Annotated in this window: 20 protein-coding genes; 7 read left to right on the top strand and 13 right to left on the bottom strand. The window is 71.5% G+C overall.

The features are described 5' to 3' along the window. Nucleotides 1-79 precede the first annotated feature (79 nt). Both dhaL and dhaM read left to right on the top strand, forming a co-directional pair. Complete coding sequence (gene dhaL / locus DEI98_RS14435; protein WP_110863732.1) at nt 80-706, top strand: dihydroxyacetone kinase subunit DhaL; 627 nt, start codon at nt 80-82, stop codon at nt 704-706. Continuing rightward, nucleotides 703-1,437: a dihydroxyacetone kinase phosphoryl donor subunit DhaM gene (gene dhaM / locus DEI98_RS14430; protein WP_111101118.1), complete on the top strand. Its 735-nt coding sequence runs from the start codon at nt 703-705 to the stop codon at nt 1,435-1,437. Before dhaL ends, dhaM begins: the two co-directional genes overlap by 4 nt. A 62-nt stretch (nt 1,438-1,499) precedes the next feature. Here the strand turns inward: dhaM and DEI98_RS14425 are convergent, their stop codons facing one another. Further along, entirely contained in the window at nt 1,500-2,078 is a 579-nt protein-coding gene (locus DEI98_RS14425) for a TetR/AcrR family transcriptional regulator C-terminal domain-containing protein (protein WP_111101117.1), read from the bottom strand. A 54-nt stretch (nt 2,079-2,132) separates the two neighbouring features. Here DEI98_RS14425 and DEI98_RS14420 point away from each other — a divergent pair, with 54 nt between their 5' ends. Next, entirely contained in the window at nt 2,133-3,353 is a 1,221-nt protein-coding gene (locus tag DEI98_RS14420) for a beta-ketoacyl synthase (protein WP_111101116.1), read from the top strand. Here the strand turns inward: DEI98_RS14420 and DEI98_RS14415 are convergent. Continuing rightward, nucleotides 3,340-4,173: a helix-turn-helix domain-containing protein gene (locus tag DEI98_RS14415; protein ID WP_175474960.1), complete on the bottom strand. Its 834-nt coding sequence runs from the start codon at nt 4,171-4,173 to the stop codon at nt 3,340-3,342. The genes DEI98_RS14420 and DEI98_RS14415 overlap by 14 nt on opposite strands. Before the next feature lie 102 nt (nt 4,174-4,275). Here DEI98_RS14415 and DEI98_RS14410 point away from each other — a divergent pair, with 102 nt between their 5' ends. Then, nucleotides 4,276-4,956, top strand: coding sequence for an SDR family NAD(P)-dependent oxidoreductase (locus DEI98_RS14410; RefSeq protein WP_071403827.1), 681 nt, complete (start codon nt 4,276-4,278; stop codon nt 4,954-4,956). 31 nt (nt 4,957-4,987) lie between these two features. Here DEI98_RS14410 and DEI98_RS14405 read toward each other — a convergent pair whose 3' ends face one another. Beyond that, nucleotides 4,988-5,428, bottom strand: coding sequence for a GNAT family N-acetyltransferase (locus tag DEI98_RS14405; protein WP_111101115.1), 441 nt, complete (start codon nt 5,426-5,428; stop codon nt 4,988-4,990). Nucleotides 5,429-5,653: 225 nt separating this feature from the next. On the opposite strand from DEI98_RS14405, the gene DEI98_RS14400 reads away from it, so the two are divergent. Then, on the top strand, nt 5,654-6,685 hold the full coding sequence (locus DEI98_RS14400) for an alcohol dehydrogenase catalytic domain-containing protein (protein ID WP_111101114.1): 1,032 nt from the start codon (nt 5,654-5,656) through the stop codon (nt 6,683-6,685). A gap of 15 nt (nt 6,686-6,700) precedes the next feature. Here the strand turns inward: DEI98_RS14400 and DEI98_RS14395 are convergent, their stop codons facing one another. The 6 genes from DEI98_RS14395 to DEI98_RS14375 all read right to left on the bottom strand — a co-directional run bounded on the left by DEI98_RS14395 (nt 6,701) and on the right by DEI98_RS14375 (nt 11,926). After that, nucleotides 6,701-7,342, bottom strand: coding sequence for a copper resistance CopC family protein (locus tag DEI98_RS14395; protein ID WP_111101113.1), 642 nt, complete (start codon nt 7,340-7,342; stop codon nt 6,701-6,703). Nucleotides 7,343-7,543: 201 nt separating this feature from the next. After that, nucleotides 7,544-7,699: a hypothetical protein gene (locus DEI98_RS18760; RefSeq protein ID WP_163343611.1), complete on the bottom strand. Its 156-nt coding sequence runs from the start codon at nt 7,697-7,699 to the stop codon at nt 7,544-7,546. A gap of 127 nt (nt 7,700-7,826) precedes the next feature. Continuing rightward, on the bottom strand, nt 7,827-8,093 hold the full coding sequence (locus tag DEI98_RS14390) for a DUF4190 domain-containing protein (RefSeq protein WP_111039357.1): 267 nt from the start codon (nt 8,091-8,093) through the stop codon (nt 7,827-7,829). A 123-nt stretch (nt 8,094-8,216) separates the two neighbouring features. Further along, a complete protein-coding gene (locus tag DEI98_RS14385; protein ID WP_220037084.1) occupies nt 8,217-10,610 on the bottom strand; it encodes an excinuclease ABC subunit UvrA in 2,394 nt (797 codons plus the stop codon). A gap of 91 nt (nt 10,611-10,701) precedes the next feature. Beyond that, nucleotides 10,702-11,154 (bottom strand): NUDIX hydrolase, encoded by a 453-nt coding sequence (locus tag DEI98_RS14380; RefSeq protein ID WP_111092508.1) that lies wholly within the window; start codon nt 11,152-11,154, stop codon nt 10,702-10,704. A 10-nt stretch (nt 11,155-11,164) separates the two neighbouring features. Further along, the gene (locus tag DEI98_RS14375; RefSeq protein ID WP_111054243.1) at nt 11,165-11,926 is read right to left on the bottom strand and encodes an SDR family oxidoreductase; all 762 of its coding nucleotides are present in this window, start codon (nt 11,924-11,926) and stop codon (nt 11,165-11,167) included. Nucleotides 11,927-12,080: 154 nt separating this feature from the next. On the opposite strand from DEI98_RS14375, the gene DEI98_RS14370 reads away from it, so the two are divergent. Together DEI98_RS14370 and DEI98_RS14365 are read left to right on the top strand one after the other, a co-directional pair. Further along, a complete protein-coding gene (locus DEI98_RS14370) occupies nt 12,081-12,554 on the top strand; it encodes an NfeD family protein (protein ID WP_071244706.1) in 474 nt (157 codons plus the stop codon). After that, nucleotides 12,551-13,753 (top strand): SPFH domain-containing protein, encoded by a 1,203-nt coding sequence (locus DEI98_RS14365; RefSeq protein ID WP_111054244.1) that lies wholly within the window; start codon nt 12,551-12,553, stop codon nt 13,751-13,753. Before DEI98_RS14370 ends, DEI98_RS14365 begins: the two co-directional genes overlap by 4 nt. Nucleotides 13,754-13,825: 72 nt before the next feature. Here the strand turns inward: DEI98_RS14365 and DEI98_RS14360 are convergent, their stop codons facing one another. The 4 genes from DEI98_RS14360 to tatC all read right to left on the bottom strand — a co-directional run bounded on the left by DEI98_RS14360 (nt 13,826) and on the right by tatC (nt 19,078). Further along, a complete protein-coding gene (locus tag DEI98_RS14360; RefSeq protein WP_027465636.1) occupies nt 13,826-14,176 on the bottom strand; it encodes an RNA polymerase-binding protein RbpA in 351 nt (116 codons plus the stop codon). 110 nt (nt 14,177-14,286) lie between these two features. Next, nucleotides 14,287-15,879, bottom strand: a complete 1,593-nt coding sequence (gene lnt, locus DEI98_RS14355; protein ID WP_258367023.1) for an apolipoprotein N-acyltransferase — start codon at nt 15,877-15,879, stop codon at nt 14,287-14,289. A gap of 11 nt (nt 15,880-15,890) precedes the next feature. Further along, a complete protein-coding gene (locus DEI98_RS14350) occupies nt 15,891-18,329 on the bottom strand; it encodes an RNA helicase (RefSeq protein ID WP_071244709.1) in 2,439 nt (812 codons plus the stop codon). Continuing rightward, nucleotides 18,326-19,078: a twin-arginine translocase subunit TatC gene (gene tatC / locus DEI98_RS14345; RefSeq protein WP_110863923.1), complete on the bottom strand. Its 753-nt coding sequence runs from the start codon at nt 19,076-19,078 to the stop codon at nt 18,326-18,328. Before tatC ends, DEI98_RS14350 begins: the two co-directional genes overlap by 4 nt. Nucleotides 19,079-19,222 lie beyond the last annotated feature (144 nt).

Below are 19,222 nucleotides of genomic sequence, written 5' to 3'. Positions count from 1 at the left end.
CGACCGCGAGCGACCACGGCCGCTCGACCACCGGACCACGACACCGGGCCACCGGGCCCGACACACGAAGGGAACCGCATTGGCGCTCGACACCGCATGGGCCATCGACTGGGTCCGTCGCACCGCCGCGACGATCGACGAACACCGCGCCGAGCTCGTCACGCTCGACCGTGAGATCGGCGACGGCGACCACGGCGAGAACCTCGACCGCGGGTTCCGGGCCGTGCTCGAGGCCGTCGACTCCGGGTCCTTCGACACCCCGGGTGCCGTGCTCAAGACCGTCGCGACGAAGCTCATCTCGACCGTGGGCGGGGCGGCCGGCCCGCTCTTCGGCACCGCCTACCTGAAGGCGGCGCAGGCGGCCGGTGACGCGGCCGAACTCGACGCGGACACCCTGGTCGCCGTCCTCACCGCCGCCCGCGACGGTGTCGTGTCCCGCGGCAAGGCAGCGGTCGGCGACAAGACGATGGTCGACGCGTGGAGCCCGGCGGTCGACGCCGCAGCAGCGGCCGCCGGTGCCGGCGAGGACCCGAAGGCCGTGCTCACCGCAGCGGCCGACGCCGCCGCGCAGGGTGCGGCGGACACCGAGCCGCTCGTCGCCCACAAGGGCCGCGCGAGCTACCTCGGCGACCGCGCGATCGGGTACCGCGACCCCGGTGCGCAGTCGACCGCGTACATCCTGCGCGCAGCGGTGGACGCAGCGTGACCGTCGGCATCCTGGTCGTCTCGCACAGCGCGGCGATCGCGACGGGCACGGTCGAGCTGGCCCGGCAGATGGCTGCGGACGTGCCGCTCGTCGCCGCGGGCGGCACGGACGACGGTGGCATCGGCACCTCGTTCGAGGCGATCACCGCCGGCATCGAGGAACTCGCCCAGGCGGACGCCGTCGTGGTCCTGTGCGACCTCGGCTCCGCCTACCTGACGACCGACACCGCGCTCGACTTCCTGGACGACGACGTCCGTGCCCGCGTCCACGTGTCGCAGGCCCCGTTGGTCGAGGGAACGGTGGCCGCTGCGGTCGCCGCCCAGACGGGCGGCGACGCCGACGCGGTCCTGGCCGCCGCAGCGTCGGCCGCGGGTTCCGAGGCGGACGCGAGCACCGCCTCCCGTCCGTCTGGTGACCAGCCTGGAGGCACGGGGCCGGCCGACGGGACTGCCCCCGTCGACGACGCGGCCGGCTCCGCCCGCGTCAGCGCGTCGGTCGAGCTGGTGAACGAGACCGGGCTGCACGCCCGGCCCGCCGCGGAGTTCGTGAAGACGGCGGCGAAGTACGACGCGAGCGTGCACGTCAACGGCGTGGACGCGAAGAGCCTGCTGGCGATCATGGCCCTGGCGCTGCCGAAGGGTGCGACGGTGTCGATCGACGCGACCGGGCAGGACGCGCAGGCAGCGGTCGACGCCCTCGTGGAACTGGTCCGGTCCGGCTTCGGCGAGTGACACCGCCGCCGGACGAGTGACAGCGCCGCCGGGGGAGACCCCGGCGGCGGTGCCCGCCCCGGTCAACGGATCGAGATCGTCCCCGCCAGGTCGAGGTCCGAGGGGCCGCCGGTGACTCCGGCGTCCGCGAGCAGGGTGGCACCGAACACCGCGCTCCAGAACGTGCGGGCGTCCCGGGCGACGCCGCTCGGGCTCGTCCAGCCCTGGTCGGCGACGACGCGCTCCAGGTAGCGCTCGGACTGCCGGAACAGCACGGCGAGCAGCAGCCGCACGCGCACACGCTGCGCCGGGTCGTCCCCGGCGGCCCCCAGCGCGCGGACCACGAGCGGGGTCGACGGCATCGCGAGCGCGGTGCGGGCGAGGACCTGTCGGAACGACTCCGCCGAGCGGGCGCGCCGTCCGGCCGCCTGCAGTCGCGTGGTGTCGCGGAGGAACAGCGCGAACGCGGCGTCGAGCACCAGGCGGTCCTTCGAGCCGTAGTGGTGCGTGATCTGGTTCGGGTAGACACCCGCGGCCCGGGCGACCTCGCTGACGGTGACGCTCCGAGCGCCCGCGCTGAGCAGTCCGGCCGTCGCGGCGAGGATCCTCGACCGTGTCGCCGCGCCGCGTGCCGTGCCGGAGCCGTCCACCGTGGTTGCCATGTCTGAATTGTACGTGGTACAACTCAACTTGTTCAACGTACAAGAGGAGTTCCCGTGGACATCGTCATCACCGGCTTCGGCGCGGTCTCACCCTTCGGCCACGGCGTCGCGCCGCTCTGGGACGCCCTGGTGGCCGGTCGCTCCGGCGTCCGCGCACTGCACCGCGACGGAGCGCTCTGGGAACAGGTGCCGATCCGGGTCGGGGCCGATGCCGCACTCGACGCCGAGGGGTCGCTCGGGCGGGTCCGTGCCAATCGCCTGGACCGTAGTCAGCAGCTGGCGCTCGTCGCCGCGGACGAGGCCTGGGCCGACGCCGGTGCCCCCGCGGTGGAGGGCGACCGCCTCGCCGTGGTGATCGGCACCGGGATCGGGGGAGTGGAGACACTCCTCGACGCCCACGACGTGCTCGGCGCGTCCGGTGCCCGGCGGGTCTCACCGCGCACGGTGCCGATGCTCATGGCGAACGGTGCCGCCGCGCAGATCAGCATCGCCTACGGGGCGCGGGGCGGCGCCTACACGACGGTGTCGGCATGTGCCTCCGGTGCGGATGCCATCGCCACCGCCGCACGGCTCATCGCCACCGGTGAGGCCGACGTCGTCATCACCGGCGGGACCGAGGCCGCGGTCACCCCGGTGACGATGGCGTCGTTCGCCCAGTCGCAGGCCCTCGCGAAGCCCGACGGCGACGACCCCACGACCCTGTCCCGTCCGTTCGACGCCGACCGCCGCGGCTTCGTCCTCGGCGAGGGCGCCGGCATCGTCGTGCTCGAGCGCGCCGACCACGCCACCGCCCGGGGGCAGCGGTCGCACGGCACGCTCGCCGGGTGGGGGATCACCTCGGACGCGCACCACATCACCGCACCGCTGGCGGACGGCAGCGAGCAGGAGCGGGCCATGCGCGCCGCGATCCGGATGGCGGGCCTCACCGGCGCCGACGTCGACCACGTGAACGCGCACGCCACCGGCACCCCGGTCGGCGACGTCGGCGAGGCGGCCGCCATCAGCCGTGCGGTGGGGACCGGAGCGCTGGTCACCGCTCCGAAGAGCGCCATCGGGCACATGTTCGGCGCTGCCGGCGCGGTCGAGGCGATCCTGACCCTGCGGGCGCTCGAGACCGGGACCGTGCCACCGACCCTGAACCTCGACCGGCTCGACCCCGCGGTGGACCTCGACGTCGTCTCCGGCACCGCCCGGACCGCGCCGCTCCGTGCCGCGTTGAACAACTCGTTCGGGTTCGGCGGTCAGAACGCGTCGCTGGTGTTCACCGCGGCGTGAGCTCCTGCAGGCCGGTGACCCGGAGCAGGTCGAGCTTCGCGGCGTCCTCGGAGCCCGGGACGACCGTGTAGACGACGATCCGCAGGTCACCGCCGGGGACGCTCAGCACGTCGCAGTCGATCTCCACCGGCCCGACGGGCGTGTGCACGACCTTGCGGCTCGCACGGTGCTCGGCGATCCGGCCGGTCTCCCACCGCCGGGCGAACTCGGGGGACTCCCGCAGCAGCCGTTCGACCAGGTCCGCCAGGTCACGGTCCGCCGGGTAACGCCCGTACGCCTGCCGCAGGTCGGCGGCGAGGTCGCTCGAGAACTCCTCCTGGTGCTCGTCGTCCCAGTCCACCCCGTCGCGCTCCTGCGTGAAGTGCCGCCAGACCAAGTTGCGATCGAGCCCGACGTACCGCGAGGGGTCGCCGTTCACCGCGGCCCACAACTCGTTCCAGAGCACGATGTCGTGGGTCGCCGTGAACACCGCGAGCGGCACGTCGCCGAGCCGGTCGACCAGCCGCTGCACGCCGGGCGTGATGTGCCGCGGCACGACCTGACGCGACGGAGGGGCGACGCCGGCCACCCGACACAGGTGGTCCCGCTCCTCGGACGACAGCCGGAGCGCCGTCGCAAGGGCGGCGAGCAGCTGCGGCGACGGGTTCGTCGCCCGGCCCTGCTCGAGGCGGACGACGTAGTCGACGCTCACGCCCGCCAGCGCGGCGAGCTCCTCGCGGCGGAGGCCCGGGGTCCGTCTGCCGGGGCCGGCCGGCAGGCCGACCGCCTCGGGACGCACCCGGTCACGCCAGGAACGCAACACGTTCGCGAACTCGCTCATGTCCACCATCATCGCCCCGCGCCTCCAGTCCGTCCTGGTACTGCCGGTCCCACCGTCGCACCGTGCCTGGGGGAGCCGGGCCGGCGGGGGCAGGCTGGGCGCATGACAACGACACTGATCACCGGGGCCAACCGCAGCCTCGGACTCGAGACCGCACGCCGACTGCTCGAAGCCGGCCACACCGTGTACGCCGGCATGCGCGACCCGGCCAGCGGCGACGACGCCCGCGCACTCGGCGCCCACGTCGTGCAGCTGGACGTCACCGACCAGGCCAGCATCGACGCGGCGATCGCGACCATCCCCGAGCTCGACGTCCTCGTGAACAACGCCGGGATCCTCGGCACCTCGTTCGGGGTCGACGACCTCGACGCGAGCGCCATGGCGACCGTGCTCGACACCAACGTCACCGGCATCGTCCGGGTGACCCAGGCCGCGCTGCCCCTGCTGCGACGTTCGGCGGCACCCGTCATCGTGAACGTCTCGTCGGGGGTGGGGTTCCCGCGCTGGCTGACGACACCGGGACACGACGAGTACGGGGTGCCGGCGGTGCCGTACGCGGCGTCGAAGGCGGCCGTGATCGCGTTGACCGTGCAGTACGCGAAGAACCTGCCCGGGTTCCGGGTGAACGCGAGCGACCCGGGCTACACGGCGACGGAGTTCAACGGGTTCGGCGGACACCAGACGATCACCGAGGGCACCGACGCCACGGTCATGCTCGCGACGATCGGCACCGACGGGCCGACGGGGGAGTTCCACAACCGCGAGGGCCGCATCGAGTACTGAGGGGCAGCGCTGCGTGTGCGCCCGCGCCCCGTCAGTCGTGCACGTCGGCGCCGAACCCCGGCCCGGGACGCATCATCCAGCCGTCCGGATCGGGCAGCGGGCGGAACCCGAACCGCTCGTACAGCCCGTGGGCATCCGCGGTGAACAGGGCGAAGCGCTTCAGGCCGAGCGGCTCGACCGCCTCGATAACGCCGCGCACGAGTGCGACCCCGACGCCGCGGCCCCGGGCGTCGGGGTCCACGAACACGTCGGCGAGCCACCCGAACGTCACGCCGTCGGTGATCACCCGCGCGTAGCCGAGCTGCTCGCCGGTGATCGCGTCGTACACGCCGAAGTTCCGGGAGCCGGCGACGATCGCCTCCTGCGTCGCCCGGTCACGGCCGCGGGCCCAGTACGACTCCTCGCTGAGCCAGCGGTGCACGCGGTTGACGTCGAGGTCTTCGGGGTCGGCGGAGAAGCGCAGATCGGTCACGTGACGAGTCAACCGGCGGACGCGCCTGCGGCGCAACGGCCGATCGGGGTGCGGTGGACCGCTCGCGAGGTCGGGTGGTCGGGTGGTCGGGCGGCCATCGGCCTGGAGGCCCGTGGGGACCCCGGCGGACGGGTCGCCTCGGGCGGTCGGTCGCGCTGGTCCACCGTCGGGCGTCGGGCGTCGGGCGTCCGGCGTCCGGCGTCCGGCGTCTGTCAGGATGGCCGCATGCGCGCCGTCCAGTACTCCCAGTTCGGTTCCGTCCCTTCGATCGTCGACCTACCGGAGCCCGTGGCCCCGGACCACGGCGTCGTCATCCGGGTGGCTGCCACCGGCGTCTGCCGCAGTGACTGGCACGCCTGGAAGGGCCACGACGACTCCGTCCGGCTGCCGCACGTGCCCGGCCACGAGTTCGCCGGCGTCGTCGCGGCGATCGGCACGGGCGTCCAGCGCTTCGCCGTGGGTGACCGGGTGACGGCACCGTTCGTGTTCGCATGCGGGACCTGCGCCGAGTGCCTCGACGGCGCCACCCAGGTGTGCACCGCCCAGCAGCAGCCCGGGTTCGACCTGCAGGGCTCGTACGCGGACTCCCTGGTCGTCCCGCACGCCGACCTGAACCTCGTCGCGCTGCCCGACGCCGTGCACTTCGCGGTGGCGGCAGCACTCGGCTGCCGATTCGGCACCGCGTTCCACGCCCTGCACGCCCGAGGGCGCGTCGCCGCAGGGGAGTGGGTCGTGGTCTACGGCTGCGGGGGAGTCGGGCTCTCCGCGGTCATGGTCGCCGTGTCCGCCGGCGCGCACGTCGTCGCCGTCGACGTCTCCGCGGCAGCACTCGAACGCGCCGCTGCCCTGGGCGCCGACACCGTGCTGATGGACGACGATGCCGTCGCCACGGTCCGATTCCGCACGGGCGGCGGAGCGCACGTCTCGCTCGACGCCTACGGCAGCCGTGCCACCTCCGTCGCCGCCGTGGCGTCCCTGCGTCCGCGCGGCCGGCACGTGCAGGTCGGGCTGCTCCTCGACGACGAAGCCGCTCCGGCGATCCCGATGGGCCGGGTCATCGCGGACGAACTCGAACTGCTCGGCAGCCACGGCGCAGCGGTCGGGGAGTACGGCGCGATGCTCGACGCCGTCGTGGCCGGGCGGCTGCGTCCGGAGCGAACGATCGGCCGCACGATCGGCTTCGACGACCTGCCCGACGCGCTCGTCGCGATGGACCGACCCGCGACGTCGTCGGGCATGACCGTGGCGGTGTTCTGAGGCTCGAGCGTCCCGTCAGCCCTCGGTCCGCGCGTCGGCGCCCCGGCGGATGCGGAGCACGACCGCACCGATGACGAGCACTGCCAGGATCCCGACGACCCCGAACAGGAGTGCCGGGCCGCCGTGGCCGTGCGCGTGCGTTCCGGCACCCGTGTTCGGTGCGGCTCCCGCTGCCGCTGCCGACGGTTCCGAGGATGATGTGGGCGCGGCCGTCGGGCTCGTCGTCGTGGGTGGAACGGTCGGAGATGCGGCCGTTTCCACCCAGAACGCGAGCTGCCCCTCGATCGGATGGCCGTCAGGGGAGACGTACCGCCAGACGAGGGTGTGCGGGCCGGGGGAGAGCGACACCGCCTTGGACATCGAGGTGCCGTCGACGGCCACCGCTCCGGAGGACTCGTCGGTCCCGCCGTCGTCCCGGACCTCGATGCGCAGACCGGCTTCGAGCCCGGCAAGCGGCGCCTCGCTGAAGGTGAGCGTCACTCGCTCAAGGTCGGCAGCCACGGTGGCGCCGTCCGCCGGATCACTCGATGTCAGTGCTGCGTGCGCCGATGCGGGTGTCGTGCCGATCAGCACGAGGAACGCGGACAGGGCGACGGCGAGCAGGACCCGGGGTGTCACGGTTCGTGAACGGCGTCGGTCATCTCGGTGATCGTGCACGCGTCCACGCTAGGGAAGTGATGTCGAGCGTCCCGTCAGCCGAGCGGGCAGGGCAGGAACGCCTGAGTCGACATAAGCCTGAGTTGACATAATATGCATTATCGGCGCTCCGGCGGACGCCCCGTACGACGCTTCGTGAGCAGAAAAGGTCGAGTCCGCTGTACGAACTCGACCTCTTCTGCTCACTGGATGACGACGGTGTCAGTCGGCGGGCTTCGTCGGGACGTCGTCGGCGTCGATCTCGAGCGCCGCCGGCTCGCCGCCCTGTTCCTCCAGGGTGTCCTGGTCGGTGTCGGGCTGCTCCGGCGACTCGCTCTGGGTGGTCTCTTCGGCTGGGTCAGGCTGGCTGTAGCTCATGCGCCGGACGGTACGCCCGCGTTCCTGAACAGCTGCAAGCTCGGCCCCCGAGGCGCCTGGTGAGCAGCAATGGTCGAGTCCATCCGCTGGACTCGACCATTGCTGCTCACGATGCGAAGCGCACCACTCACATGTTCGAGAGCGCCACCGCGTTGATGATGAAACCGATCACACCGATGACGATGGCGACGATCGACAGGATGACGCCCGCCGTGATCATCCCGCGGCTGCCGCCACGCTTGCGCGCCGAGATGCCGAGTACGAGACCGACGATGCCGCCGATGACACCGACGATCGGCACGAACAGGCCCACGAAGGTCCCGATGATGCCGAGCACCAGGGAGACGATGGCGAAGGTGTTCGACTGCGCGGGCGCGTTGCCGGGGTTGGACATGGTGGAGCTCCTTCTGGTCAGGACGCCGATCCAGGCCGGGTAGCCGATCGTGAGCGTCAGTCAGGACGGTAGTCCTCACACACGGCTGGTGCCCAGATTCGCCGTCCGAGCCTGTCCCCCGACTCAGGCTCCGACGTACGCCGCGAGGTGCTGCCCGGTCAGGGTCGACCGCGCCGCCACGAGTGCAGCGGGCGTCCCCTCGAACACGATCCGTCCACCGTCGTGCCCGGCGCCCGGCCCGAGGTCGATGATCCAGTCGGCGTGCGCCATCACGGCCTGGTGGTGCTCGATCACGACGACCGTCCGGCCGGCGTCGACGAGCCGGTCGAGCAGGCCGAGCAGCTGCTCGACGTCGGCCAGGTGCAGGCCCGCGGTGGGCTCGTCGAGCACCACCACGCCGCCCCGGTCACCGAGGTGCGTCGCGAGCTTGAGCCGCTGCCGCTCTCCCCCGGACAACGTGGTGAGCGGCTGGCCGATCGTCAGGTACCCGAGCCCCACGTCGGCGAGCCGGGCGAGGATCGTGTGGGCGGCCGGCAGTGCGGACTCCCCCGCCGCGAAGAACGCCAACGCGTCGGCGACGGACATGCCGAGCACTTCGCTGATGTCCTTCCCGCCCAGGTGGTACCCGAGCACGGACTGGTCGAACCGCTTGCCGTCGCACTCGACGCAGGGGCTCGCGACGCCCGCCATCATGCCGAGGTCGGAGTACACGACACCGGCACCGTTGCACGCCGGGCAGGCGCCCTCCGAGTTGGCGCTGAACAGCGCGGGCTTGACGCCGTTGGCCTTCGCGAACGCCTTGCGGATCGGCTCGAGCAGGCCGGTGTAGGTCGCCGGGTTGCTCCGCCGTGACCCACGGATGCCGCTCTGGTCGATGGCGACCACGTCGTCGCGCCGGGCCAGCGACCCGTGGATGAGCGTGCTCTTGCCCGAGCCGGCGACCCCCGTCACGACGGTGAGCACCCCGGTGGGGACGTCCACGTCGACGTCGTGCAGGTTGTGGGCCGAGGCGCCGCGGATCGCGATCGCCCCGTCCGGACGACGGACCTCGGACTTCACGGTCACGCGGTCGTCCAGGTGCTGACCGGTCACGGTCCCGCTCGCACGCAGCCCGTCGACGGACCCCTGGTAGCAGAGCGTCCCACCGCCGGAACCGGCACCGGGTCCGAGGTCGACGACGTGGTCGGCGATCGCGATGACCTCGGGCTTGTGCTCGACGACCAGGACGGTGTTGCCCTTGTCGCGCAGCCGGACGAGCAGGTCGTTCATCCGCTCGATGTCGTGCGGGTGCAGCCCCGTGCTCGGCTCGTCGAAGACGTACGTGACGTCACTGAGCGAGGAGCCGAGGTGCTTCACCATCTTCACGCGCTGCCCCTCTCCCCCGGACAGCGTGCCGGTCGGGCGGTCGAGCGACAGGTAGCCGAGTCCGATCTCGACGAAGGACTCGAGCAGGTCGCGGAGCCCCTCGAGCAACGGCCCGACCCCCGGGTCGTCCAGACCCCGCAGCCAGGCGACGGCGTCGGTGATCTGCATCGCGCAGACGTCGGCGATGCTGCGGCCAGCGATCTTCGACGAGCGGGCGGTGTCGTTCAACCGGGTCCCGTCGCAGGCCGGACACGTCGTGAAGGTCACCGCACGGTCGACGAACGCCCGGATGTGCGGCTGCATCGCCTCGCGGTCCTTCTGCAGGAACGATCGGCGGACCCGGTGCACGAGCCCCTCGTAGGTCATGTTGATGCCGGCGATCTTCTGCTTCGTCGGTTCGCGGTACAGGAAGTCCTGCCGCTCCTGCTCCGTGAAGTCGCGGATCGGGGTGTCCCGGTCGAAGTAGCCCGACTCGGCGTACAGCCGCACGTTCCACCCGTCGGTCCCGTACCCGGGGATCGTGAGCGCGCCGTCCCCGAGCGACTTCGTGTCGTCGAACAGCTGCGTCAGGTCGATGTCGTTCACCAGCCCCCGGCCCTCGCAGTCCGCGCACATACCGCCGAGCCGCGTGAACGAGACCTTCTGGGCCTTCGCGTCCGCACCCTTCTGCACCGTGATCGCTCCCCCGGCCGTCACGGTGGCGAGGTTGAACGAGAACGCGTTCGGCCCCCCGATGTGCGGCTGACCGAGTCGGCTGAACAGCACGCGCAGCATCGCGTTCGCGTCCGTGGCGGTGCCGACGGTGGAGCGAGGGTCGGCGCCGATGCGCTCCTGGTCGACGACGATCGCGGTGGTCAGGCCGTCGAGCAGGTCGACGTCGGGACGCGCGAGCGAGGGTATGAACCCCTGCACGAACGCGCTGTAGGTCTCGTTGATCATCCGCTGCGACTCGGCGGCGACGGTGCCGAACACGAGCGAGCTCTTGCCCGAGCCGGAGACCCCGGTGAACACCGTGAGCCGCCGCTTCGGCAGGTCCACGTCGACGTCGCGCAGGTTGTTCGCGCGGGCACCGCGCACCCGGATCCGGCCGTGCCGGTCGGCAGGGTGCGCGTCGGCGCCGGTGGGGTCGTCGTCGACCGGATCGGTGTGCATGCGGGTCAGCGTACCGACGGGAGGCCCGTGGCGGGCCCGCCACGGGCCTCCCGTCCGGTCCTGGGTCGGCCGTCAGGCCGTGGTGCGGTGCTCAGGCGCCGTGACGGCGCACCAGGTCCGGCAACTCGGCGGGTTCGAACTCCTCGTCGGTCGCCTCGAGCTCGTCGGCGGTCCACCACCGCGAGGCGAGGATGTCGACGCGCTCGTCGTCGGTCCACTCGGCGTCCGACAGCTCGAAACCGGGCGTGCGGACGACGTAGAACTCGGCGTGCCCGCGGTCGTGGTCGGCGAGGTCCCACTCGACCGTGAAGTCCCAGGACCACACCGGCTCGCCGGGTTCGTCGACGACGATCCCCGTCTCCTCGCGCAGCTCGCGGATCGCGGCGTCGCGGTGGGACTCCCCCGGGTCGACCCCACCACCCGGCGTGATCCAGCGGTGGGCGCCGTCCGACGAGGGCGAATTCGTGTCCATCAGGAACACGCGGCCCTCGGGGTCGAGCAGCAGGATGCGGGAGGTGCGGCGCAGGCCGGGCTTGGCGGTCACCCGCCCGACGTTAGCCGACGAAGCCGCTGACGTCGCCGACCAGCTTGGTGTGGTCGGCGGGGATCGGCTCGACGGCGGCGAGGGCGATCTCGGCCGCGAACTCGGACACGCTGTAGAGCTTGCCGACCTCCTGCCGACGACCCTCGATCGCGCCGGGGTTCAGGCGGTTCAGCAGCGTCGCGGTGATCGTGCCCTCGATCATGTCGCCGGAGACGACGACGAACTCGATGCCGGCGGCCTCGAGCTGCGGGATGAGCTCACGGAGGGCGAGTTCTCCGGCACGCTTGCTCTTGGCGACCGGGACGTACTCGTCCATCGTCTCGGCGGTCTCGACGAAGTGCGCCTGGTGGCTCGTGACGAACACCACGCGGGAGCCGGCGGGCATGTGCGGCACGGCGGTCTGCAGCATGTCGACCTGGGCGTCGCGGTTCAGGCGGAGCGCGTAGTCCTCGCCGACGCCGGACTCCATGCCCCCCGACGCGTTGAGCACGAGCAGGTCGATGCCGCCCCACTCCTGGACGACGGTGTCGACGAGGGTCTGCACGGAGTCGTGCTCGGTCAGGTCGGCGCCGACGGCCAGGGCGGAGCCGCCGGCCTCGACGATCTTCTCGGCGATCTGCTCCGCGCGCTTGGCCTTGTTGCGGTAGTTCACGACGACCTTCGCCCCGGCCTCGGCGAGGTACCCGACGGTGTCGGCGCCGATGCCACGGGACGAACCGGTGACGACGGCGCGCTTGTCGGTGAGGGATCCGGGGGCGAGGGGGTTGCTCACAGTCGTGTTCTCCAGGTCTGGTTCCGGCCGGTCGGGCGCACCGAGCCTACCAATCGCCTGCACGACCGTCGGACGGCCCTGATATGTTGAACGGAGTTGTACCGGCTGTCGCGACGCAGCGAGCCGCCGCGCGCGACCGAGGGAGGGAGATCGCGTGAACGGAATCGATTGGATCCAGAGCACCGTCTGGATCGGCCTGGTGTTGCTCCTGGGCGTGGTCGAGATCTTCACCCTCGACTTCATCTTCATCATGCTCGCGGCGGGTGCCGCCGGCGGGTTGATCGCCGCACTGCTCGGCGCCCCGTGGTGGCTGTCCGCCATCGTCGCCGCGGTGGCCGCCCTCGTGCTGCTGTCGCTCGTCCGACCGCGACTGCTCGTCGCGCTCGGCCGCGGTGCCGACCCGCACCGCACCAACGTCGAGGGGCTCATCGGGCTCGCCGGCACGGTCGCGGTCGCCTTCACCTCCTCCAGTCCCGGTCAGGTGCGCCTGGCCAACGGCGAGACCTGGAGTGCGCGATTCGCCGCGGACTCCGTCGACCGCACACCGCCACTCGGGACCCCCGTGGTCGTCGAGTCGATCGAGGGGTCGACCGCGGTCGTGCGCCTCGCAGAAAGGGCCACCTCGTGACCAGCATCTCCCCGGGGACGATCGCACTGATCGTGCTCATCCTCGTCGTCGTCATCTTCGTGATCGTCGTCCTGGCGAAGGCGATCCGGATCGTTCCCCAGGCCACCGCGGGGATCGTCGAGCGACTCGGCAAGTACCACAAGACCCTCAACCCGGGCCTGAACCTCCTGGTGCCGTTCATCGACCGCCTGCGGCCGCTGCTCGACATGCGTGAGCAGGTCGTCTCGTTCCCGCCGCAGCCCGTGATCACCGAGGACAACCTGGTGGTCTCGATCGACACCGTCGTCTACTTCCAGGTGACCGACGCCCGTGCCGCGACGTACGAGATCGCGAACTACCTCGGCGCCGTCGAGCAGCTCACCACCACCACGCTCCGCAACGTCGTCGGTGGCCTGAACCTCGAAGAGGCCCTGACCAGCCGCGACAACATCAACGGCCAGCTCCGCGTCGTCCTCGACGAAGCCACGGGCAAGTGGGGCATCCGCGTCGGCCGAGTCGAGCTCAAGGCGATCGAGCCGCCCGTGTCCATCCAGGACGCCATGGAGCAGCAGCTCCGTGCCGAGCGCAGCCGACGTGCCGCGATCCTCCAGGCCGAGGGAACCAAGCAGTCCCAGATCCTCGAGGCCGAGGGGCAGCGACAGGCAGCGATCCTGGCCGCCGAGGGTGACGCCAAGGCGCAGGTGCTCCGTGCCGAGGGTGAAGCCCAGGCCATCGCGACCGTGTTCGAGGCCATCCACACCGGTGACCCGGACGAGAAGCTGCTGTCCTACCAGTACCTGCAGACCCTGCCGAAGATCGCCGAGGGCACGTCGAACAAGCTCTGGATGATCCCGAGCGAGTTCACCGAGGCCCTGTCCGGCATCGCGAAGGGCTTCAGCGCCAGCCGCGGTGGCGGCGCCGGTCCGGTCGCCGGCGGTGCCGGTGGCACGGACTTCCTGTCCCGCATCTCGAAGCTCGCGAACGAGAGCCTGGCGAACACCGCAGCCGCGGACACCACGATGCCGCGTGCAGACGCCACCGCCGCGGACATCGTCCCCGAGTCCGACCTCGACGCGCGCCTGGCGGAGTCGAACCGCAGTGTCGATGCGCACCTCGCGGCGGCCGACGACGCGACCGCCGAACAGGTCGCGGACACTCCGGCCACGCCGGGCGACGACGCGTCCGGTCACCGGACCAGCGACGGCTCCGGCCGGCGCTGACGGTCCCGCACCAACGAGCGACGACGCCCGCCCCGGGGAACCGGGGCGGGCGTCGTCGTGTGTTCGGTGGTGTCAGGCGCCGCGTCGTGCGCGGAGGACCTGCAGGCGCTCTTCGAGGAGCTCCTCGAGTTCCTCGCGCGAGCGGCGCTCGAGCAGCATGTCCCAGTGGGTACGGGGTGCCTTCACGTCCTCTTCGGCGACCTCGACGGGGATCCCGTCGTCGCCGAGCAGGCGGCCCTCGCGACCGGAGCGCGGCTCCGACCAGGTCTGGGGGACGTCCGCATCGGCCGAGAAGACGATGTCGAACGTCTCACCCGAATCCGTCTGGTAGACCGCGCGCTTGCGATCTGAGAGCTCGACGCCCTCTTCGCTCTGGAGACTCTGACTCCCGAGCCGCATGCCGCGGAGACTCCGATCAGCCATGTGTGTGCTCCTCTCGCTCGTCTGCCCTCCACAACACTGTCCCACGCCCCATCAATCCCGTACCGGCGCATTCACAGTCCGTTCCCAGTGGCTGGGCGCGGCGTGCCCGATCAGGAGCGGGTGCGACGACCCCAGGGCGCGCAGGCGAGGAGCACGAGGAGCCCCCCGAGGGAGAGCATGAGCGTGATCGAGCCGGACAGGATCGACGCGGGGGTGGTGGATGTGCCGAGCGGCACGTCGGTCACCATCGACGTCGCGGTGTACTCCGGCACCCGGTCGATCGTGCGGCCGCTCGGGTCGATGACCTGCGACGCTCCGACGGTCGAGATGTTCACCAGCGACCGACCGGTCTCGATGGCCCGCATCCGCGCGATCTCGAGCTGCTGCAGGTTCTCGTCGGTGCCCGAGAAGTCGGCGTTGTTCGTCTGCGCGAGGATCACCTGCGCTCCCCCGCGCACCATGTCGGCGGTCAGACCGTCGTCGACGATGTCGAAGCAGATCGAGATGCCGGCACGGATGCCCGCGACGGAGAGCACGTTCGGCTTCGTCCCCGGCGTGTAGTCGCGCTGCAGCAGACCGATCAGCGACGGTGCGAGCTTGGAGAAGAACCAGCGGTCGGGCACGTACTCGCCGAACGGCACCGGACGCTTCTTGTCGTAGGACGACTGCCAGCCGTCGGCGGTCCACACGAACGACGTGTTGTGCAGCACCCCCGACGGGGTCTGCGTGATGGCACCCGCGACGATCGGGGCGTCGAGCGAGTCGACCACCGAGTCGAGGGCGGACGCGATGACCGGCTGCTGCCGCGGGTCGTACTCCGCACCGGCCTCGGGCCACACGACGAGGTCGACGCCCTTCGCGTCCACGTCCGTCGCCGCGACCTGCGCCGCCAGGACGTCGCCGGGCTCCGCACGGTCGAAGTAGCCCGCGGGACCGTTGCCCTGCACCGCCTCGACCCGGATCGTGCCGCTCGTCGCCGTCGGCCACGCCGGCACGGCCAGCACCGCCGCGACGAGCAGACCCGCCGTCGCCACCCGCACGGGCAGCCGGAGCGTCACGCCCGGCACGCGGGGTGCCACGAGCGCGAGCGACACCACGACCGCGACGCAGTACACGACGATGAACGTCAGCCCGAGGACGCCGACGTACGCGGCCAGGTGCGTGAACGGCCCCTGCGACTGCGACAGGCCGACCCGCCCCCAGGCGAAACCGCCGTACGGCCAGCTCCCCGAGAACCACTCGCGTCCGGTCCAGAGTGCGGCGACGACGGCCGGGAGGCCCCACACGCGTCCGGCGGTCGAGGGCACCACACGGGCGACCCAGCGGTACGCCAGGGCGATGGCGACGCTGCCGAGCGCGAAGAACGCGGCTTCGAGCAGGGCGAGTGCGAACCACGGGACCGGGCCCAGGTAGCGACCCGCCCACGAGATGGCCGGGATCCAGAACGCCGCGCCGGCGAGGTAGCCGATCCACGCCGCACGCCGCGCCCGCTGTCCCATCACCGCGAGCAGCATGCAGGCGAGTGCCGGGTAGGCGAGGAACCACCACCCGGGCGACGGGAACGCGAGGGCGAAGAGGATCCCGCCGATGACGGCCAACGGCACCGCGGTGCCCAGCGGCAACGCGGCGAACGGGCCGGTCGCGACCGCCCCGCGGCCGACGCGCGCGGGCAGCCCGCGCACACTGGTCTCCGGAACCGGCACCGGGCCTCCTGTCAGACCGCCGCGTAGGCGACGATGCCGCGGCGAACCGCGTCCGTCGCCCGTCGGGCGGTCTGGGCGAGTTCGTCGTCGCCGGCGTTCCGGATCTGGTCGAGCAGGTCGATGACCTGCTTCGACCAGCGCACGAAGTCACCGGCCGGCAGGTCGAGGGTGCGGAGGACGTCGTCGAGGGCGGAACCCGAGGCCCAGCGGAACATGCCGACGGCCATCGCCGGGGTCGGCGGCTGCGAACCGGCCAGGCGCGCCGCACGCTCGATGTCGTCGAGGCGCGACCAGATCGTCAGTGTCTCGTCGAGCGCGGGGCGGAACGCACCGCGGGGCAGGGCATGCTCGGTGCCGGGCGCGTCCTCGCGGCGGGGCTGGTAGATGATCGTCGCGGCCATGGCGGCGAGCTGTGCCGGGGTGAGGTCCTTCCAGACCCCCGCCTCGAGGCACTCGGCGACCAGCAGGTCGCGGTCGCCGTAGATGCGCTGCAGGCGACGGCCACCCGCGGCCACCGTGGCTTCGCCGTTGCCGGCGTCCACCAGGTAGCCGAGCTCGAGCAAGACCTCGGTGACACGGTCGAACGTCGTCGCGACGGCGCCCGTGCGGGACCGGATCTGCTGGACGAGCTTGTCGTTGGCGCGCTTGAGCTTCCACCAGCGCTCGGACCAGCGGGCGTGCGCCTCGCGTTCCGGGCAGGCGTGGCAGGGGTGGCGCTGCAGCTGGCGGCGGACCGCCGTGATCGCGGCCTGTCGTTCCTGGCGGGCGCCGTGCGACGCCTCGCGACCGCCGGGCACGTTCGTGCGCTCGAGGTCGGAGAGCTCACGGCGGAGTGCCGAGTACTCGGTGAAGTCGCCGAGGTGGCACTGCATCGCCTCGCGGTAGCCGTCGAGCGACTCCTGCTGCGAGCGGACCTTGCGGGCGAGGTCGACCACCGACCGGTCGGCCTGGAACTGGGCGAACGACGTCTCGAGGACCTCGCGCGTGCGCTGCCGGCCGAACTGGTCGATCAGGTTGACGGCCATGTTGTAGGTCGGCTTGAACGACGAGTTGAGCGGGTACGTGCGACGGCTGGCCAGCGACGCGACGGCCTGCGGGTCGAGCCCGTCGGTCCACTGGATGACCGAGTGCCCCTCGACGTCGATGCCACGACGACCGGCACGACCGGTGAGCTGCGTGTACTCCCCCGGGGTGATCGGCACACGGGCTTCGCCGTTGAACTTCTCGAGCTTCTCGAGCACGACGGTGCGCGCCGGCATGTTCACGCCGAGCGCCAGGGTCTCGGTGGCGAACACGACCTTCAGGAGCTTGCGCTGGAAGAGGTTCTCGACGACCTCCTTGAAGGCGGGGAGCAGGCCGGCGTGGTGCGCCGCGACCCCGCGCTCGAGCCCCTCGAGCCACTCCCAGTAGCCGAGGACGGCCAGGTCTTCGTCGAGCAGGGTGCGGCAGTGGTACTCCGCCGTCTCGCGGATCTCGTTGCGCTCCTGCACCGTCGTCAGGGACAGGCCCGAGCGCAGGACGTTGCGGACGCCCTGGTCGCAGCCGTTGCGGCTGAACACGAAGAAGATCGCGGGCAGGAGCATCCGCTCGTCGAGCATGTGCGCGATCTGCTCGCGGTGCACCTTCTCGGTGCGGGGCCCGCGACGCTCGGGGTAGCCACCACGACCGCGCCGGCCGCGGTGGCCGCCGCCGTTCCGCTCGCTCCGCGAACCGCCACCGACCATGCGGAGCAGTTCCGGGTTCACGCGGTTCGTCGCCGCGGCACCGCTCGAGTCGAACAGGTCGACCATCTTCGAACCGACCAGGACGTGCTGCTCCAGCGGCACCGGACGGTCTTCGGAGACGATGACGTCGGTGTCGCCACGGACGGTCTGCAGCCAGTCGCCGAACTCCTCGGCGTTGGACACCGTGGCGCTGAGCGACACCAGGCGGACCTCGGTCGGGAGGTGCAGGATGACCTCTTCCCACACGGCACCGCGGAACCGGTCGGCCAGGTAGTGCACCTCGTCGAGGACCACCCAGGCGAGGTCGTCGAGCAGGTCCGAGTCGGCGTAGATCATGTTCCGGAGCACTTCGGTCGTCATCACGACGACGCGGGCGCGGGGGTTCACGTTCGTGTCCCCGGTGAGCAGCCCGACCTCGGACTCGCCGTAGACGTCGACGAGCTCGGCGTACTTCTGGTTGCTCAGTGCCTTCATCGGCGTCGTGTAGAAGACCTTCGCCGTCGGCTGGCGCATGGCGAGCCAGATGGCGAACTCGGCCACGATCGTCTTGCCGGCTCCGGTCGGGGCGGCGACCAGGACGCTGCGGCCCTGGTCGAGCGAGTCGCAGGCGGCGAACTGGAACGGGTCGAGGTCGAACCGCAGGTCCGTCCGGAAGAGCTCGAGGTTGCGCGACCGGTTGCGCACCTTGGCCGCGGCGAACCGCTCGGCCGCACTCGTGCCACTCACAGGTCGTACTCCTCGTCGAGCTTCGCCTGACGCTTGGCCAGACGGCGGTCGTGGATCCACGCGATGAAGCAGGCCGCGACGTACAGCACGGTCATCGGGATGGCCAGCAGGAACATCGAGATGACGTCGGCACTCGGCGTGACGATGGCGCAGAAGACCAGGATGCAGAGGATCGCGACGCGCCAGCTCTTGATGATCGCGGAGGCCGACAGCACCCCGACGAAGTTCAGCAGCACGATGAACACCGGCAGCACGAAGGCGATGCCCACCGCGACGATGAGCTTGATGACGAAGTCGTAGTACGCCTTCGCATCGACGATCGAGGTGTCCTGGCTCGACACGAAGCTGCCGAGGATGCCGACCACGTGCGGCAGGATGTACCACCCGAAGTAGCACCCGGCGAAGAACAGCGGGATCGCGGTGCCGAGGAAGCCCCAGACGTACTGCCGCTCGCGCCGGACGAGCGCGGGCACGATGAACGCCCAGATCTGGTACAGCCAGACCGGGCTCGCGATGACGACGCCGATGGTGATCGCGATCTGCAGCTTCAGGTCGAACGCCCCGGTGATCATCGGGAAGTTCAGCTCGGCCGTGTGTCCGCCGACCTTGGCGAGCTCGGTCACCGGTGCCCGGAGCGCGTCGAGCACCCACGGGGTGAGGAACCAGCCGCCGATCGCACCGACGACGATCGCCACGACTGCGCGGAAGAGACGGTTGCGCAGCTCGATGAGGTGCTGCCCGAGCGACATGCGGCCTTCGGCGTCGGTCTTCTGGCGCCCCTGCCGCTTCGCTCGCCCGCGCGCGGTCGTCGAAGCCATGTGCTCGATCTTACGGGGTCGGGACCGACAGTCCGCCGGGCGTCGGCGCGGCCGCGTGGCGGGTGGGTGGCGGGT

It is taken from the genome of Curtobacterium sp. MCLR17_034, assembly GCF_003234485.1.
GTDB lineage: Bacteria > Actinomycetota > Actinomycetes > Actinomycetales > Microbacteriaceae > Curtobacterium > Curtobacterium flaccumfaciens.
The sequence above is the reverse complement of the archived record's forward strand: the minus strand, read 5'-3'. Positions and strand labels throughout refer to the sequence as shown.

Coding starts and splice junctions, on each gene's coding strand:
- DEI98_RS14425 (WP_111101117.1), bottom strand. CDS start 2,078: ATGGCAACCACGGTGGACGGCTCCGGCACGGCACGCGGCGCGGCGACA.
- DEI98_RS14415 (WP_175474960.1), bottom strand. CDS start 4,173: ATGAGCGAGTTCGCGAACGTGTTGCGTTCCTGGCGTGACCGGGTGCGT.
- DEI98_RS14410 (WP_071403827.1), top strand. CDS start 4,276: ATGACAACGACACTGATCACCGGGGCCAACCGCAGCCTCGGACTCGAG.
- DEI98_RS14400 (WP_111101114.1), top strand. CDS start 5,654: ATGCGCGCCGTCCAGTACTCCCAGTTCGGTTCCGTCCCTTCGATCGTC.
- DEI98_RS18760 (WP_163343611.1), bottom strand. CDS start 7,699: ATGAGCTACAGCCAGCCTGACCCAGCCGAAGAGACCACCCAGAGCGAG.
- DEI98_RS14390 (WP_111039357.1), bottom strand. CDS start 8,093: ATGTCCAACCCCGGCAACGCGCCCGCGCAGTCGAACACCTTCGCCATC.
- DEI98_RS14385 (WP_220037084.1), bottom strand. CDS start 10,610: ATGCACACCGATCCGGTCGACGACGACCCCACCGGCGCCGACGCGCAC.
- DEI98_RS14360 (WP_027465636.1), bottom strand. CDS start 14,176: ATGGCTGATCGGAGTCTCCGCGGCATGCGGCTCGGGAGTCAGAGTCTC.
- tatC (WP_110863923.1), bottom strand. CDS start 19,078: ATGTCGCTCGGGCAGCACCTCATCGAGCTGCGCAACCGTCTCTTCCGC.